The organism is Mycolicibacterium rutilum, from assembly GCF_900108565.1.
Lineage (GTDB): Bacteria > Actinomycetota > Actinomycetes > Mycobacteriales > Mycobacteriaceae > Mycobacterium > Mycobacterium rutilum.
Map to the genome: position 1 here is coordinate 5,309,185 of NZ_LT629971.1, position 16,639 is coordinate 5,325,823.

General features: G+C 68.9%; 18 protein-coding genes. 10 read left to right on the plus strand and 8 right to left on the minus strand.

What is annotated here, in order from left to right:
- The first annotated feature begins 191 nt into the window (after window positions 1-191).
- Window positions 192-923 (plus strand): TetR/AcrR family transcriptional regulator, encoded by a 732-nt coding sequence (locus BLW81_RS25860; protein WP_083409672.1) that lies wholly within the window; start codon window positions 192-194, stop codon window positions 921-923.
- Here BLW81_RS25860 and BLW81_RS25865 read toward each other — a convergent pair.
- Window positions 920-1,765 carry a helix-turn-helix domain-containing protein gene (locus BLW81_RS25865; RefSeq protein ID WP_083409673.1) on the minus strand — a complete coding sequence of 282 codons (846 nt, stop codon included), beginning with the start codon at window positions 1,763-1,765 and terminating at the stop codon, window positions 920-922. The genes BLW81_RS25860 and BLW81_RS25865 overlap by 4 nt on opposite strands.
- Before the next feature lie 130 nt (window positions 1,766-1,895).
- On the opposite strand from BLW81_RS25865, the gene BLW81_RS25870 reads away from it, so the two are divergent.
- Complete coding sequence (locus tag BLW81_RS25870) at window positions 1,896-2,969, plus strand: NADP-dependent oxidoreductase (RefSeq protein WP_083409674.1); 1,074 nt, start codon at window positions 1,896-1,898, stop codon at window positions 2,967-2,969.
- Window positions 2,966-3,997, plus strand: coding sequence for a zinc-dependent alcohol dehydrogenase family protein (locus tag BLW81_RS25875; RefSeq protein ID WP_157897837.1), 1,032 nt, complete (start codon window positions 2,966-2,968; stop codon window positions 3,995-3,997). The genes BLW81_RS25870 and BLW81_RS25875 overlap by 4 nt, the downstream gene beginning before the upstream one ends.
- A gap of 6 nt (window positions 3,998-4,003) precedes the next feature.
- Here BLW81_RS25875 and BLW81_RS25880 read toward each other — a convergent pair whose 3' ends face one another.
- Window positions 4,004-4,477: a DUF1772 domain-containing protein gene (locus BLW81_RS25880; protein ID WP_083409675.1), complete on the minus strand. Its 474-nt coding sequence runs from the start codon at window positions 4,475-4,477 to the stop codon at window positions 4,004-4,006.
- Complete coding sequence (locus BLW81_RS25885; RefSeq protein WP_083409676.1) at window positions 4,477-5,016, minus strand: TetR/AcrR family transcriptional regulator; 540 nt, start codon at window positions 5,014-5,016, stop codon at window positions 4,477-4,479. Before BLW81_RS25885 ends, BLW81_RS25880 begins: the two co-directional genes overlap by 1 nt.
- Window positions 5,017-5,086: 70 nt before the next feature.
- Between BLW81_RS25885 and BLW81_RS25890 the strand changes: the two genes are divergently transcribed.
- Entirely contained in the window at window positions 5,087-5,458 is a 372-nt protein-coding gene (locus BLW81_RS25890) for a DUF4267 domain-containing protein (RefSeq protein WP_083409677.1), read from the plus strand.
- 38 nt (window positions 5,459-5,496) lie between these two features.
- Here BLW81_RS25890 and BLW81_RS25895 read toward each other — a convergent pair whose 3' ends face one another.
- The 4 genes from BLW81_RS25895 to BLW81_RS25910 all read right to left on the minus strand — a co-directional run bounded on the left by BLW81_RS25895 (window position 5,497) and on the right by BLW81_RS25910 (window position 9,037).
- Window positions 5,497-6,672, minus strand: coding sequence for a thiolase family protein (locus BLW81_RS25895; protein ID WP_083410822.1), 1,176 nt, complete (start codon window positions 6,670-6,672; stop codon window positions 5,497-5,499).
- Between the two features lie 65 nt (window positions 6,673-6,737).
- Window positions 6,738-7,613: an enoyl-CoA hydratase/isomerase family protein gene (locus BLW81_RS25900; RefSeq protein ID WP_083409678.1), complete on the minus strand. Its 876-nt coding sequence runs from the start codon at window positions 7,611-7,613 to the stop codon at window positions 6,738-6,740.
- A 9-nt stretch (window positions 7,614-7,622) separates the two neighbouring features.
- Window positions 7,623-8,390, minus strand: coding sequence for a FadR/GntR family transcriptional regulator (locus BLW81_RS25905; protein ID WP_083409679.1), 768 nt, complete (start codon window positions 8,388-8,390; stop codon window positions 7,623-7,625).
- Complete coding sequence (locus BLW81_RS25910; RefSeq protein ID WP_083409680.1) at window positions 8,387-9,037, minus strand: hotdog family protein; 651 nt, start codon at window positions 9,035-9,037, stop codon at window positions 8,387-8,389. Before BLW81_RS25910 ends, BLW81_RS25905 begins: the two co-directional genes overlap by 4 nt.
- A gap of 96 nt (window positions 9,038-9,133) precedes the next feature.
- On the opposite strand from BLW81_RS25910, the gene BLW81_RS25915 reads away from it, so the two are divergent.
- Genes BLW81_RS25915 through BLW81_RS25940 form a run of 6 tightly spaced genes read left to right on the plus strand, consistent with a single transcriptional unit; the run spans window position 9,134 to window position 15,978 of the window.
- On the plus strand, window positions 9,134-9,934 hold the full coding sequence (locus BLW81_RS25915) for an enoyl-CoA hydratase/isomerase family protein (protein ID WP_083409681.1): 801 nt from the start codon (window positions 9,134-9,136) through the stop codon (window positions 9,932-9,934).
- Window positions 9,935-9,957: 23 nt separating this feature from the next.
- On the plus strand, window positions 9,958-10,770 hold the full coding sequence (locus BLW81_RS25920; RefSeq protein ID WP_083409682.1) for an enoyl-CoA hydratase/isomerase family protein: 813 nt from the start codon (window positions 9,958-9,960) through the stop codon (window positions 10,768-10,770).
- Complete coding sequence (locus tag BLW81_RS25925) at window positions 10,767-11,546, plus strand: enoyl-CoA hydratase/isomerase family protein (RefSeq protein ID WP_083410823.1); 780 nt, start codon at window positions 10,767-10,769, stop codon at window positions 11,544-11,546. Before BLW81_RS25920 ends, BLW81_RS25925 begins: the two co-directional genes overlap by 4 nt.
- Window positions 11,546-12,997, plus strand: a complete 1,452-nt coding sequence (locus tag BLW81_RS25930) for a class I adenylate-forming enzyme family protein (RefSeq protein ID WP_083409683.1) — start codon at window positions 11,546-11,548, stop codon at window positions 12,995-12,997. Before BLW81_RS25925 ends, BLW81_RS25930 begins: the two co-directional genes overlap by 1 nt.
- Entirely contained in the window at window positions 12,990-14,498 is a 1,509-nt protein-coding gene (locus BLW81_RS25935) for a class I adenylate-forming enzyme family protein (RefSeq protein ID WP_083409684.1), read from the plus strand. Before BLW81_RS25930 ends, BLW81_RS25935 begins: the two co-directional genes overlap by 8 nt.
- Window positions 14,491-15,978, plus strand: coding sequence for a class I adenylate-forming enzyme family protein (locus BLW81_RS25940; protein ID WP_083409685.1), 1,488 nt, complete (start codon window positions 14,491-14,493; stop codon window positions 15,976-15,978). Before BLW81_RS25935 ends, BLW81_RS25940 begins: the two co-directional genes overlap by 8 nt.
- Here the strand turns inward: BLW81_RS25940 and BLW81_RS25945 are convergent.
- Window positions 15,971-16,639: a GntR family transcriptional regulator gene (locus BLW81_RS25945; protein WP_083409686.1), complete on the minus strand. Its 669-nt coding sequence runs from the start codon at window positions 16,637-16,639 to the stop codon at window positions 15,971-15,973. The genes BLW81_RS25940 and BLW81_RS25945 overlap by 8 nt on opposite strands.

A 16,639-nucleotide genomic window follows, 5' to 3' on the forward strand; every position in this document is an offset into this window, starting at 1 on the left:
GGACCTTTCTATAGGACTTACAGTAAAAGAGGGTATCGACCTGGACGGCCGCCGGCCGAAGGCCTACCGGTAGGGTTGACAGTAACGGCCTGGCCCCGACACACCTGCATCGGCGCAGATCAACGGCGGCTGCCGAGTAGATTCAGGTTCACCTACCCCGAGTGCGTGCGGCTTATTCCGATGGAGGTGCCATGGCGAGGCAGGCGACCGCCGAGAAGCGTCAGCGACGCGAGCGCGGGTCCATCAATCCCGACGACATCATCAAAGGCGCCTTCGAACTCGCCGAGCAGGTCGGCATCGACAACCTGTCGATGCCGCTGCTGGGCAAGCATCTCGGTGTCGGCGTGACGAGCATCTACTGGTACTTCCGCAAGAAGGACGATCTGCTCAACGCGATGACCGACCGCGCGCTGCGCCAGTACGTCTTCGCCACCCCGTACGTCGAAGCCAAGGACTGGCGCGAGACGTTGGCCAATCACGCGCGCACCATGCGAAAGACGTTCATGGGCAACCCGATTCTGTGCGACCTGATCCTCATCCGGTCGGCGCTGAGCCCGCGTACAGCCAAGGTCGGTGTGCAGGAGGTCGAGAAGGCGATCGCCAGCCTGGTCGAGGCGGGCCTGTCGCCCGAGGACGCGTTCGACACCTACTCCGCGGTGTCGGTGCACGTGCGCGGATCGGTGGTGCTGCACCGGCTACGCGAGAAGAACCGCGCTGCCGGGGACGGCCCCAGCGACCTCGAGGAGACGATGAACATCGACGCCGACAGCACCCCGTTGCTGGCGCTGGTCACCGAGAAGGGCCATCACATCGGCGCGGCCGACGACAAGAACTTCGAGTTCGGCCTGGAGTGCATCCTCGACCGCGCAGGCCGGTTGATCGACGAGGCCGGCAAAGCCAAGAAGTCCGCGCGCAAACGCTAGGTGCCGGACGCCGGGCGCGCGACCGCCAGGGCCGCGGAGGCCAACAGCGCCAACCGGGCGGCGTCCTCGGATCCGGCGTCGGCGTGGTAGACGACCAGGTACATGCCGTCGGTTCCGCTGATCGCCAGGCGTTCGCGGTTGAGCCGCAGTTCGCCGACCTGCGGATGGTCGAACAGCGTCGACCCGCCTCGCTGCGCGATGACCTCGTACCGCGACCACATGTCCCGGAAGCGCGGGCTCGCCAACGACAGTTCCCCGACCAGTTCGATGTAGCGGGGATCGTCGATGTCGGTGCCGACCGACCGGCGCAGGCTGCTGATCAGGCACTCGGTGGTGCCGTCCCAGTCCGGATGCAACGCGATCTCTTCGGGGTCGAGGAACATGTCGAGCAGCTGGTTGTGTCCCACCGCCAGTCGCGGGGAAAGCGCTGTGGCCAAGGCGTTTACGGCCAAGACGTCGAAATAACGGCCCTCGATGAAGGCGGGCTGGGTCAGCTGCGGTAACAGCTTGAGCATGCCCGGCGGCACTGTTTCCGTGCGCGGCCGACGCCGGGTGCGCCGCGGTTTGTCGGCCGCGAGGCTCACCAGGTACGCCGTGTTCTCCTCGTCGAGCCTAAGCACCCGAGCGATGGACTCCAGCACCTGGATCGACGGGTTGCGGTCGCGGCCGCGTTCCAGGCGCAGGTAGTAGTCGGCGCTGATCCCGGCCAGCATCGCCACCTCTTCGCGTCGCAGACCGGGCACCCGCCGCAACCCGGTCTCCGGGATGCCCGCGGCGGCAGGTGTGACGAGCCCGCGGCGGGCCCGCAGGTACTCGCCCAGTTGGTTCGGCTTGTCGCTCACGCCTACGACGTTATGCCGTCGCGCGCGGATGTGACGGGTCCTGCCACGATCCGGGACGGCGAGGGCACTGGCTGCCCGGCACCGGCCCGCGCAGGCTCGAAGCCGACAGCGCCACCCGGAAGGACATCGCATGACCACTGTGAATCGGCAGATCCTGCTCGCGAAGCGGCCGCAGGGCGCCCCGAAGCCGACCGATTTCACGATCGCGACCGGGCCTGTCCCGGTCCCGGGTGAGGGCCAGGTGCTGATCCGCAACCTGCTCGTCTCGCTGGATCCCTACAACCGCATCATCATGGGCAACGCGAACAGCGACCAACCGCCGATCGACCTCGGCGAACCGATGTTCGGCTTCACCGTGGCGATCGTCGAGGCAAGCAACCATCCCGGCTTCCGCGCGGGCGATCACGTCGCCAGCATGTCCGGCTGGCAGGACTACGCCGTGTCCGACGGGTCCGACCTGCGCACGATCGATCCGGCTGCCGCGCCGCTGTCGGCGAACCTCGGGATCCTGGGGATGACGGGGCTGACCGCCTGGGTGGGGCTGACCAAGGTCATCGACCCGCGACCGGGCGGCACGCTCGTCGTCACCGCCGCCGCCGGCGCCGTCGGATCGGCCGCCGCCCAGATCGGCAAGCTGCGTGGTCAGCGGGTCGTGGGTGTCGCCGGCGGCCCCGAGAAGGCGCGTCACCTTCTCGAGGACCTCGGCCTCGACGCGGCCGTCGACTACAAGGCACCCGACTTCACCGCACAACTCGCTCGCGCGGTCCCCGACGGCATCGACACGGTCTACGAGAACGTGGGCGCGCCCATGGTTGCTCCGCTGCTGCCGCATCTGAATCCCAAGGCGCAGATCGCGGTGGGCGGCGTGATGTCGGCGATCACCGCGACAACGGCCGCGGACGGGCCGGACCGGCTGCCGGACCTGCTCAGGGCCGTGCTGTACAAAGATCTGCTGCTGCAGGGCTTTTCGGTGCCCGACTACTTCGACTGCTATCCCGAGTTCCTCGACGAACTCGGCCCGGCCGTGGCCGCGGGTGCGGTGCGCTACGCCGAGCACGTGATCGAGGGCCTGGACGCCATTCCCGACGCGTTCCCGGACATGTTCACCGGCCGCGTGACCGGAAAGATGATCGCGCGAATCGCCTCGCCGGAATTTTCCGCGGAGCGCAGTTGTCGCACCGATGAGACTCTGACGGCGGGATGACTTGTGACAGAAACACTGATGCGACGTTGGAACTGGACGAGATCGGCCGTGACAACCTGACCTTGCGGCGCGTTCCGGTGCCCGATCCGGGTCCCGGTGAGGTTGTGGTGAAAGTCGCGGCCGTGGCGCTGAACTACCGCGGCAAGATGGTGATCGAGACCGGTCGCGGCCTGCCGCTGCGGTTTCCGTTCACGCCGGCTTCCGACCTCGCCGGGTCGGTGGTGGCCGTCGGCACCGGAGTCAGCCGGTTCGAGCCGGGCGACGAGGTGATCTCGACGTTCACGCCGGACTGGCGCGACGGCCGGCGCGGCGGCACGGCACGCACGCCCTCGTACCGCACGCTCGGCGGCTACTACGCCGGTGTCTTGGCGGATCATGTTGTGTTCGATGAGAACTGGTTCGTCCGCGCACCCGCCACGTTGACGGCGGCCGAGGCGTCCACGCTGCCGTGCGCCGGGCTCACGGCATGGTTCGCCCTGGTCGAACGCGGTCGGGTGCACGCCGGTGACGTCGTCCTGGTCGAAGGCACCGGGGGCGTCTCACTGTTCGGTGTTCAGATCGCCAAGATGCACGGCGCGGAGGTGATCGTGTCCGGAAGCGCAGCCAAGCGTGACCTCGTAATGGCGCTCGGCGCCGATCATTTCGTTGATCGCAGTCAGGACGGCTGGCGCGAGAGCATCCTGGGCCTGACCGGGGATCACGGCGCCGACCACATCCTCGAGATCGTCGGCGGGCCACATCTGGGTGAAGCCGTCGAAGTGGCGGCCGTCGGCGGGCACATCCACCAGATCGGTGCTGTCGCAGGGTTCGACGTGAGCGCCCCCGTCATGCCGCTGATGCTCAAGGACGTGACGATCCACGGCATCGGCACCGGGCATCGTCGCGCCCTGGAAAACTTCGTCGCCGCGGTGGACCGCACCGCGCTGAAACCCGCGATCGACACCCGGTACCCGCTCGACCAACTACCGGCGGCGCTGGATCATCTGGATCGCGGCCCGTTCGGCAAGATCGTCGTCGTGCTGGATTAGCGGCTCTCACGCCGCGACAAGCGCAACACACAACCCGAGGAGGGCAAGCCCCTGCAGTACGACGCGCGCGTCGATCACCGACTCCCACCGGGTTTGCAGGCCGCGGGCGTCGGCAGGCACTTCGTCGGCGACCGCCGCGGCGGTGAGCACGGTGTTCACCGGCTTGCTGATCCGGGTGTAGACCACGAGGAAGCCGATCAGCGCGACCGCGGCCAGCGCGGCAGCCGCGGCGCTCACCCACCGCCCGCCGACGGCGGCCGCCACGGCCGTCGCCACCGCGGCGATCAGGCCGACGGCGCCGATCACCGAGAAGCGGCGGTCGGCGATCCGGTGGATGTGGCCGAGCAGCTGGGTGAGCGTGCGGTCGTCCACTGAAGCGACCGCCGGCCGCAGCACGATCGCGCCGAAGACGTCGGTGCCGTAGACGACGGCGTTGGCGAGAATCGCTGCGACCGCGAGGATTTCAATGAGCGTGTGCATCAGTGCTCCTGTCGGGTGAGGATGCGGTGGGTCAGATCGAGGCGAGCCTGCGCCAGGTCGGGCCGCAACCGCCCGCCGACCTGCAGGGTCGCCAGCCCGTGCAGCGTCGACCACGCGACCTCGGCGCGGGTGCCGTCGGCGTCGGGAAAGGCCTCCCGCAGCGCCGCGAACGCGCTCCGGAGCGGCTCGGGGGTGTCGTCGGCGGCGAACGGCAGTCCCGAGGGCATCGAGAACATCGCCTCGTACACCTTCGGGTGCGCGGCGGCGAAGTCCAGGTAGGCCCGCATGCGGGCCATCGGCGTGGCCGCTACCGCCTCCAGCGCCGCGGCCATGTCGTCGAATCCGGCCAGCGCCACCGCGTCGACGAGCGCCTGGCGGTTGGCGAAGACCGAGTACAGGACCGGCTGGCTGACGCCGAGGTCGCCGGCGAGACGGCGCATCGTGACGGCGGCCCAGCCGTCGGACTCGGCGAGACCGCGGGCGGCGCGGATCACCTGGTCGCGCCGGACATCGAGATCGGGGGCGGGGCGTGGCGACATAAAACGTAGTCTAGCATTGTTAGATAACAATGCTAGATTATGACCGCTCGCCTTCGAAGGGACCTATGAAATGCACACCACCGCGCTGGTCATCACGCTCGTCGCCTGCATCGCCATCATCGCGATCGGCGGCCGCTTCCTACTGCAGCCGCGCCAAGCCACCGTCGCGTTCGGCATCGCCGCCGACAACATCCGCGGCCTCACCGCGATCAAGGGGGTCCGCGACATCACGTCGGGACTGGTGCTGCTCGTGATCTGGGCGGCCGCCGGCCCGGGACCCCTGGGCTGGACGTTGCTCGCCGCGTCCCTCACGCCGATCGCGGACGCCGCGATCGTGCTCACCAACGGCGGCAAGCTGTCCGCCGCGCTGGGTATCCACGGCCTCACCGCGGCACTGCTGATCGCCGCGGGGCTCGTGCTGGCACTGGGGATTTCGGTGTAGTTGGTCGCGCTCACCGCAACCAACTACACCCAAACCGCCTAGACCTCGATGACGACCGCGCCGCCCTGGCCGCCGCCGGCGCACATCGCCGCGACGCCGATGCCGCCGCCGCGCCGCTGCAGTTCGTACACCAGCGTGGTGACCATGCGCGCGCCGGACGCGGCGATGGGATGGCCGAGACTGCAACCACTTCCGGAGAAGTTCACCAGTTCCTCGTCGATCCCGTACTCCCGGCACGCCGCGATCGGCACGGACGCGAACGCCTCGTTGATCTCCCACAGCGCGACGTCGGACGGCTTGAGCCCGGCGCGGTCGAGCACCTTGCCGATCACCTTGACGGCACCGAGGCCGCAGTCGCGCGGGGGCACGCCCGCGGCGGCCCAGGCTTTCACGGTGGCCAGCTTGGTCAGGTTCTTGGCGTCGGCGTAGTCGCTCTCGACGAGCGCCACCGCGGCGCACGCATCGTTGGTGCCGCTGCTGTTGCCCGCGGTGATCGAGAAGCCCTCGATCTCCGGGTGCAGGGGCTTGAGGCCGGCCAGCTTCTCGGCCGTCGTATCGCGGCGGGGATGCTCGTCGACGGCGAACTCGATCACCGAGCCGTCGAACTGCTGGACCTTCAGCGGCACGATCTCGTCGACGAACTTGCCGGCGTCGATCGCGGCGATCGCGCGCTGGTGCGAGCGGGCCGCCCAGGCGTCCATCTCCTCACGCGTGATGCCGACGGCCTGCGCGGTGTTCCAGCCGACGGTGATCGACATGTCGCGTGTCGGCGCGTCGGGCGTCTCGACGTGGGTCGGCGGCATCCACTTCTCCTCGAACTTCAGCTCGGGGCCCGGGATACGCCAGTTGACCAGCGGCGACATCGACAGCGACTGCACACCGCCGGCGATCAGCACCCGCTCCATGCCGGACCCGATCTGCGCGGCCGCGTTGCCGATCGCGGTCAGGCTGCCCGCGCAGTGCCGGTTCACCGACTGGCCCGGCACGTCGGACAGCCCGCAGGCGTCCGCCGCGTAGCGCGCGAGATCGCCACCGCCGTAATTGGATTCGGCGAAAATCAGGTCATCGATGTCCGCGGGGTCGACGCCCGAGCGGCGGATCACCTCGGGCAGGACTGTGGTGATCAGCGTCTCCGGCGGAGTGTTGACCAGCGTCCCCTTGAAGGAACGGCCGATCGCGGTCCTGGCGGCACCGACGATGACGGGTGTGGGCATGTTCTCCACCTCGGGTTTCGACGTTAACGACGTTACAAAACTAGCAGATACTGTAGCTTACGCCGCTACTCCGGTTCGGGGACGTGGAAGTGCTCGTCACGCAGCCGGAACGCTTTCTTGGTGCCGTGCTGCGCGCGGGTCTTGACGAAGTTGAACTCGCCCTCGGCGAACTGCAGGTTTGTCCCGTACGCGTGGAACAGATAGCTCGCCACCTCTTCGCCCTGATAGGCCTGGCTCTGCTCGACCAGCCGGAACGCCTCCTTGGCGATGACGACGCCGTCGGCCGGCATCTTGGCCGCCTTCTCGGCCCAGTAGCGCGCCCTGGCCTGCACCCGGTCGTCGGCACAGGTCTCGGTGAACACGCCGAGATGCTCGACCGCCTCGGCCGAGATGATGTCGCCGGTCAGCAGCAACCGGCGGGCCAGCACCGGCCCGAGCCGGTGAAAGAACATGTGCAGGCTGCCCAGCGCCGGACCGAGGAACCGCGTGGCGGGCATACCGATCTTGGTGGTGCGCCCGATCACGGAGATGTCGGTCATCAGCGCCATCTCGAACCCGCCGCCGAGTGCGTACCCGTTGATCTCCCCCACCGTGACCTTCGGGAAGCCCATGAAGTTGTGGTAGAAGCCGAACGACTTGCGGTCCACGGTCAGTCGGCGGCGCTGGCTCGGGCGCCGCTTGGCCTGCGGGGCGTTCTGGTCGCCGTACCAGCCGTAGGCGTTGTTCATGTCCGCGCCCGTGCTGAACACGCCCTCGGCGCCGCGCAGCAGCACCACGGTGATGTCGTCGTCCTCGGCCACCTGGTCGAGGCAGCGACCGACGGTCTCGCGCATCGCCGCGTCGTAGGAGTTGCGCCGCGCGGGGTTGTTGAACGTGATGGTCGCGATCCGCGCGTCGCGGTCGACGTCGAACAGCACACGGTCATCGGCAGATGCGGTCATCGGTGTTCCTCACGAGGTGTTGGGAATGAGCCTGGCGTCAATGGTCTTGTCCGTCCCGACCGCAAGCGTGTTGCGCCGGGCGGCGGCGAGATGGTCGGTCGCCAGCCGCACCGCACGGGCCTCGTTGCCGTCGCGGATCGCGTCGAGCAGCCGCTGGTGATCCCGCAGGGCGGCCCGCATCGTCTTGTCGTTCATCGGATCCGTCTCGTCGCCCCACACCGATGACTCGTGCGCCGACCAGATCAACTCGAGGGACCCGATCAGCAGGATCATCGGTTCGTTGCCGCAACGGGACACGACAGTCTCGTGGAAGCGCCGGGCATTCGGCACATACTGCGATGGATCGTCGAAATGCGCGGTCTGCCGCTCGATTTCGCTCTCCAGGTACGGCACCACCTCGGTCATGCGGTCCGGCCTGGCCGCGCACATCCCCGCGCAGATCGGCTCGAGGTGCAGCAGCGCACCGCTGACGTCGGCGGGGGTGGCCGACCGCGACTGCAACACCATGCTGATCATGTGCGCCGTGCGGTCCGCCGACGGCTGGTGCACGACGGCACCGCCCATGTTCCCGCGCCGCACCGAGATCAGCCCGTCGGACTCCAGGATGTGGATCGCCTCGCGCAGAGCGGGTGGGCTGACCCCGAACTCGGCGAGCAGGCCGTCCTGCGACGGCAGGACGTCGCCCTCCTTGAGCCGGCCCGACAGGATGTCGTCGCGCAGCCGTGCGGCGACGATCTCGGCGACGCGGGGTTGGCGGATCCGCTGTGCCCCGGTCATGTGGCGCGGCGTCTCCCGAACTCGAACACCGACAGCTTGTCCGGCGAGGACGCCTTGGTGCTGAACTCGCCGGTGCACAGCACTTCGTCGCCGAGCAGCAGCCGCGCCGTCGAGGTGACGCGGCCGTCGACCTCGGCGCGGTGTACGTCGAAGCGCAATTCGGTCAGGATCGGCGTGGGCCTGCGGAACGTGACCGTCAAGGCCCTGGTCTTGCCGGTCCGCCCGATCGCACAGCTCTGGTGCTGGGTCACGCAGTCGAAGAACACCGCCAGGTAGCCACCGTTGACCAGTCCCGGCGGACCCTCGAACAGGACCGGGAACGTGACCCGGCCGGACGCGGACTCCTCGCCGAGTTCGTCAAACGTGTACTCGGGGAAGGCCGGATTGTAGGCGCCGATGTCGAAAGCGTGATCGAGATAGACGCGTTGAGATTCGTTGGCGCCGGGGCCGATTCGTGGCGACGGATCCGTCGGCGCCGCCGCTGCGAGCTCGCGTTCCCACACCCCGATCTGCTCCAGCATGGCGTCCACGGTCGGATGTTCGTGCTCCAACGACAGCAGCAGCCCGCTCAGCCGCCGGATGGCGCCGGCCGCGGCAACCGTCTGGGCCAACGGCTGCTCACCATAACTGGGCGTCTGCGTCGCCATCGTGGCCCTTCCGTGGAGCGAGCTGTCCTTGCTAACTTGTACAAGATAGCAATACTGTATGTCTATCCATAGAGCTCGGGATTGGCGGATTCGACGGTGACCGGTGCGACCGACGACGTGACGACGACGCGCGACGGCGCGGTCCTGCGGATCACCCTCGACCGCCCGTCCAGGCGAAACTCACTGAGCCACAGCATGATCGACGCACTCGTGGACGCCCTCGGCACCGCGGCGACCGACGATTCGCTGCGTGCGGTGCACATCCGCGGCGGGGGTGCCGACTTCTGCTCGGGCGCCGACTGGGTGGCCACCAACGCCGGCGGCGGGCGGCCCCGCACCGGGGACCTGGTCCGCCGCATCCCCCACACCGCGAACCGGGTCATCGAGCTCGTGCACACCCTGCACCTGCCGGTGGTGTGCACGGTGCGCGGCTGGGCGGTCGGGCTGGGCTGCAACCTGGCGCTGGCGGCCGATTTCACCGTCGCCGCCGACGACGCGGTGTTCTGGGAACCGTTCATCGGGCGCGGGTTCAGCCCCGATTCCGGCGCCACCTGGCTACTGCCCCGGCTCGTCGGCCTGGCGCGGGCCCGACGAATGCTGCTGCTCGGCGAGAAGGTCAGCGGCGCGGACGCCGCGCAGTGGGGACTGATCCACGACGCGGTTGCCGAGTCCCAGTTGGACGATGTCGCCGACGCGCTGGTAGAGCGGCTGGCCGCAGGGCCCACCGTCGCCATCGGCCTGGCCAAGCAGGCGATCGGCCACAGCCAGCACGCGACGCTGCCGCAGTCGATGACACAGGAATTGTTCAACGTGGAGTTGTCCTGCCGGACCTCGGATTTCAAAGAGGGCCTGGCGGCGTTCCGCGACAAGCGCCCGCCGGAGTTCACCGGACGCTGACGACAGGGACGACGGAGGAACCTTTGACGGACAACTCGTTCGACAACATCATCTACGAGGTCGACGGGCACAAGGCCACGATCACGCTGCACCGGCCCGAGGCGCTCAACGCGTTGAGCCCGCACATGATCACCGAGCTGCGCGCCGCCTATGACGAGGCCGAGAACGACGACAACATCTGGCTGCTCATCGTCACCGGCACCGGGCGGGCGTTCTGCACCGGCGCCGACGTGGGTGAGATCCCCGAGGACGGCCGGGTCATCTACGAGCGGCCGTATCTGTCCACCTACGACCAGTGGGAGGCGCCCCAAGAGGGCACACCGCCGTTTCGACGGATGGCCAAACCGGTGCTCACCGCGGTCAACGGGTTGTGCTGCGGCGCGGGCCTGGACTGGATCACCACCGGCGACATCGCGATCGCCTCCGACCAGGCGACGTTCTTCGATCCGCACGTCAGCATCGGCCTGGTGGCGGCGCGCGAAATGGTGCGGCTGGCCCGGATCCTCCCGCGCAACATCGCGCTCCGCATGGCGCTGATGGGCAAGCACGAGCGGATGACCGCGCAGCGGGCCTACGAACTCGGCATGATCAGCGAGGTCGTCGAGCACGACCGGCTGCTCGAACGGGCGCACGAGATTGCCGACATCGTGAACTCCAATGCGCCGCTGGCGGTCCGGGGCACCCGGCTGACGATCCACAAGACCCTGGACCTGCCGCTGCACGAGGCCGAGATCCTCGCCGAGACGTTCCGCGAACGCGTGGTGCGCACCGAGGATGCCCTCGAGGGCCCGAAGGCGTTCATGGAGAAGCGCGCGCCGAACTGGCAGTGCCGATGACGGCGTTCCAGACGCTGTTGCTCGACGTGGACCCCGACGACCACGTCGCCACCATCACGCTGAACCGCCCCGAGGCGCTCAACGCGTTCAATCGCACCATGTGCGAGGAGATGTCGCGGGCCTGGCAGCTGGTCAAGCACGACGACACCGTCCACGCGGTGGTGCTGCGCGCCGCCGGGGACCGGGCGTTCAGCGCGGGGCTGGACATCAAGACGCCCTACGGGCAGCCCGGCAATGTGTGGAACCACGAGGACCCTGGCGAACACCTCAGCCCCAAGTGGCAGAAGATGTGGAAGCCGGTGGTGTGCGCGGTACAGGGCATGTGCACCGCCGGGGCGTTCTACTTCGTCAACGAGGCCGACGTGGTCATCTGCTCGTCCGACGCGACCTTCTTCGACTCCCACGTCAGCGCCGGGTTGGTGTGCGCGCTCGAGCCGATCGGGATGATGCGCCGCGTCGGACTTGCCCAGACACTGCGAATCGCGTTGATGGGCAACGACGAACGCGTCGGTGCCGAGACCGCGCTGCGGATCGGGCTCGTCACCGAGGTTGTCGCCCGAGACCAGCTGTGGCGCCGCGCGCATGAGATCGCGGCGGGCATCGCCACCAAACCGCCGTCGGCGACGCAGGGCACGGTCAAGGCCATCTGGGAATCACTGGAGAAGCCGTATCGCGCGGCGATGGAGCAGAACCTGATCTACACCCGGCTGGGCAACCCGCTGGGCCAGGCCGAACTCGCTGCGAACCCCACCCGCGTCGAGCCGAGGATCCGGTGATGGCCGACCACGCTCTCAGCAGGCGTATCCGCGGGATCCTCGCGCTCGGACCGGACACCCCGGCGATCGAACACGACGGGCAGTGGTGCACCTGGGACCAGCTGTCCGAGCACGCCCAGCAGATCCACGGCATCGGGGTCAGAGGCCGCCAGGTCGGAATGCTGTTGCGCAACAAACCCGCTCACATAGCGAGTCTACTCGGCGTACTGCTGGGAGGCGGGACCGTCGTCGTGGTCAACCCCTCGCGCGGCGACGACCGGATCCGGGCCGACCTGGCCGCGCTCGCCCTGCCGCTGGTGATCGGGGAACCCGAGGATCTGGCCAGGCTGGTGTCCAGCCCGGGCACCGACAGAGTCGCCATCTCCGCAATCGGTGATCCCATCCGGTTGACCGCCGCCACGGCGTTGGTTCCCGAGGAGACCCGACCGGGTGTTGCGGTGCGGATGCTCACCAGCGGAACCACCGGGCCACCGAAACGCATCGATCTCACCTACGACATGCTCGCCCACTCGGTGATCGGTGCGGACTTCGATTCCGCGCCGGCGCCGACCAGCCTGCGCCGCGGGGTGGCGATCGTCAACGCGCCGCTGGTGCACATCGGCGGGGTGTACCGCGTGCTGCAATCCGTCTGCGAGGGACGCTCGTTCGCGCTGCTGGACCGCTTCGAGCTGAGCCGCTGGGCCGACGCGGTCCGCAGGCACCGGCCCCGCGCGGTGTCGCTGGTGCCCGCCGCGCTGCGCACCGTGCTGCACTCGGACCTGACCCGCGACGACCTCGAAAGTGTCCAGGCGGTCACCTCCGGCACCGCTCCCCTGTCGGCCGACGACGCCGACGCCTTCACCGAGAAGTTCGGCATCCCGGTCCTGACCTCATACGCGGCAACGGAATTCGGCGGCAGTGTCGCGGGCTGGACACTGGCGGACTACCGGCAGCACTGGGCCACCAAACGCGGCAGCGTCGGCAGGGCCAGCCTGGGCGCACAACTGCGGGTCGTCGACGAATCCGGCCGTGTCCTGGGCACCGACGAACCCGGGCTGCTCGAGGTCAAACCCGGCCAACTCGGCCCGGACGCGGACTGGCTGCGCACCACCGACATGGCGCGCATCGACGCCGACGGCTTCCTGTGGATTCTCGGACGCGCCGACCAGGCCATCATTCGCGGCGGGTTCAAGGTCATGCCCGACGACGTGCGCGCCGCGTTGGAGAGCCACCCGGCGGTGCACAGCGCCGCCGTCATCGGCCGCCCCGACGACCGGCTCGGCGAGACACCGGCGGCCATGGTGGAGTTGCGCGAACCGGCCGATGTCGCAACGTTGACCGAGCACGCGCGAAACCGGTTGGCCGGTTACGAGGTGCCGACGACCATCGTGGTCGTGGAGCAGATGCCGCGCACGCCGTCGGGCAAGCCCGACCTGAGCGCGGTCCGGCAGTACTTCGCCGAACATGGCTGAGCGCACGGTCGGCGCCGTCCTGCGGGCCCGGGCCCGCTCCCGTGGCGATCACCCGCTGCTGGTCTGCGACACCGAGCGGCTCAGTTACGCCGACGCCGAACGTTGCTCCGCTGAGCTGGCTTCGGAACTGATCGCGCTCGGCGCGGGCAAGGGCACCCACGTCGGCGTGCTGTTCCCGAACGGCCCGGCCTTCGTCGTGGCCACGCTGGCCGCCGCCCGCACCGGCGCCACCGTCATCCCGATCTCGACGATGGCGACCACCCCCGAGATGCGCGAACAACTCGTCCACGCCGACGTCGAAATCTTGCTCGCGGCAGGGTCGTACCGGGCACACGACTACCGGCGGCGCCTCGCCGAGGTCGGTGAGCTGCCGCTGCTGCGCCACGTGCTGATCGATTCCGAGCCGACCCGCCCCGTTGATGCGGAACGGGTCGCGGGCCTCGAAGCCGACGTCGACCCGTCCGACGTGCTGGCCATCATCTACACCTCCGGCTCGACCAGCGCCCCGAAAGGCGTCGTGCACACTCACGCCGGGCTGCTCGAGCACCAGGTCGTGCTCAACGAGATCCGCGGGCTCACCGCCGACGACAAGCTGTTCAGCAACTCACCGTTCTTCTGGATCGGCGGGTTCGCGTTCTCGCTGCTGGCCACGCTCCTGGCCGGGGCCACGCTGGTGTGCTCGAACGCCGTCGAACCCGGCGACACCCTCGACCTGCTGGAGGCCGAAAAACCCACCATGACCAACGGTTTCGTCGCCGGCATCGCCGCGCTGGCGCGCCACCCGAGCCTGGCGGCGCGCGACCTGTCGTCGCTGCGGCGCGGCAACCTGTACCCGATCATGGCGCCCGAGGTGCGGCCTGCCGACCCCGAACTACGCCACACCATGCTGGGTATGACCGAGGCCGGCAGCGTGATCCTCGCCGACCCCGACGAGTCCGACCAACCCGAACACCGCCGCGGATCGTTCGGCAGGCCGGTGCCGGGTTTCGAGGTCAAGGTCGTCGACCCGGACACCGGCAGACCCGTCGCAGGCGGTGAGATCGGCGAGCTTTGCGCCCGGGGCCCGTTCATGATGGAGCGGTACTACAAACGCAGCCGCGAGCAGTGCTTCGACCCCGACGACTGGTTTCACACCGGTGATCTCGTGCGCACCGACCCCGACGGCTTCTTCTACTTCGTCGGCCGCCGCGGCGCGATGATCAAGACCGCGGGTGCCAACGTCGCGCCGGCGGAGGTGGAGCGGGCCATCGCGAAGGTGACCGGCGCCGTCGCGCATGTGATCGGGCTGCCCGACGCCGAACGGGGCGAGGTGGTCGCCGCCGTCGTCGCGCTCGCCGACGGCGACACCTTCGACGAGGCGGCCGTCCGCGAGCGACTGCGGGAAGAATTGTCGGCGTTCAAGATTCCGCGGCGCTTCGCCGCGCTGCCGAGCGCGCAGATACCGGTGATGTCCAGCGGCAAGATCGATCTGAAGAGGTTGAGTGAGGTGTTCGATGCCTGACACCATCGACGCGTTGGTGCGACTGCGGGCCCGCGAGGACCCGGCCAAGGAGGCGGTCATCGATCCGTCGGCGCGGCTGACCTACGCCGACCTCGACCAGGAGTCGCGGCGGCTGGCCGCTGCCCTGTTCGCCGCGGGCGTCGGCAAGGGCCGCCGCGTCGGGCTGATCATGCCCAACCGCACTGAGTGGGTGGCATTGGCGGTCGCGGTGACCCGGATCGGCGCGGTGCTGGTGCCGCTGAGCACGCTGTTGCAACCTCCCGAGCTCGCCGCCCAGCTGCGCACCGCCTCGGTGCAGTTCCTGATCACGGTCGAGGAGTTCCGGGGCCACCGCTACCTCGACGACGTCGCGGCCGTGCGCGCCGATCTGCCTGCGCTGCGCGAGGTTTGGCGTGCCGATCGGCTGCCCTCGCAGGGCTCGGCCCCGGTCGACGAGATCGCGGCGACGGTGACGCCCAGCGACACGCTGGCGATCATGTTCACGTCGGGCAGCAGCGGGCCGCCCAAGGGGGTCATCCATTCGCACGGCAACGCGCTGGCCGCGGTGCGCTCCGGAATGGCGGCACGCTGTATCGATGCCGACACCCGGCTGTATCTGCCGATGCCGTTCTTCTGGGTGGGCGGCTTCGCCGGCGGTCTGCTGTCGGCGTTGCTGACCGGTGCGACGCTGATCACCGAGGAGATCCCCCAGCCGGAGACGACGCTGTGCCTCATCGAATGCGAACGGGTCACGCTGTTTCGGGGCTGGCCCGATCAGGCGGAGGCGTTGGCGCGCCAATCGTCTTCTGTCGGCGCCGATCTGTCGTCACTGCGACCCGGGAGCCTGCCCGCGCTGCTGCCGGCCGAACTGCGCGGCGCACCGGGCGCACGGGCGAACCTGTTCGGGATGACCGAGTCGTTCGGGCCGTACTGCGGTTACCCCGCCGACACCGATATGCCCCGCTCGGCATGGGGCAGCTGCGGAAAACCGTTCGAGGGTATGGACGTTCGCATCGTCGACACCGACAGCGGTGAGCCGGTGCCGGCCGGGACCATCGGGATGATCCAGCTCCGCGGACCGCACGTCATGCGCGGTATCTGCCGTCGCAGCCGCGAGGAGGTGTTCACCCTAGACGGCTTCTACCCCACCGGCGATCTCGGCCACCTCGACGCCGACGGGTTCATGTTCTACCACGGCCGTGCCGACGACATGTTCAAGGTGAGCGGCGCGACGGTCTATCCGAGCGAGGTCGAACAGGGTCTGCGGACGATCGATGGCGTGCACAACGCCTGCGTCACCGAGGTCGACGGCGCCGTCGGCGCGTTGGTGGTCTCCGCGCGGACGGTCGAGGAGCTGCACGCCGAGGCCCGAAAGGTGCTGAGCGCGTTCAAGGTGCCGACGGTGTGGCTGGTCACCGAGTCCGACGACGACATCCCGCGCAAGGCGACGGGCAAGGTCGACGCCCGCGCGCTGCGTGATCTCCTCGCGACAGTCAGGTGATCACGCCGCGCTCGGTGAGGTGCTCGATCAACGGGTCCGCGCCCGCGGCGAGATGCTCGGACATCGCGGTGCGGGCCAGGTCCTCGTCGCGGCGCTCCAGCGCTTCGAGCAACCGGCGGTGGTGCGCGTTCGACTGCTCCGGCCAGCCGCTGATGATCGGGAACACCGACTCGGGTGCGTACCGGGTGATCTGCGACATCAACTGGGCGAGTTTCGGCGAGGCGGCGGCGACGTTGATCGCCCGGTGGAACTCGTGATTGAGCCGGACCGCCCCTTCGTCGTCGGCCGCGGCATACGCCTGCTCGAGATCGGTCTGGATCTGCAGCAGCTCACGCAACTGCTCGTCGGTGATCGCCGCCGCCGCCCGCGCCGCCAGTTCACCGCCGATATAGGCCTGCACGTTCGACACGTCGGTGACGTCACGACCGGTCACCGGCAGCACGACGAACCCCCGGCGCGGCTGCTGCGCGAGCAGACCTTCGGCCTTCAACTCGAACAGCGCCTCGCGCACCGGTGTGACGCTGATACCGAGCTCGGCCGCCAACTGGTCCAGCCGCACGTATTCGCCCGCGGCATAGGAACCGTCGAAGATGCGCTTGCGCACGAAGCGCGCGACATCCTCGGCCAGCTGCGGCCGGAACGCGAAACCCGGAACGGTCAC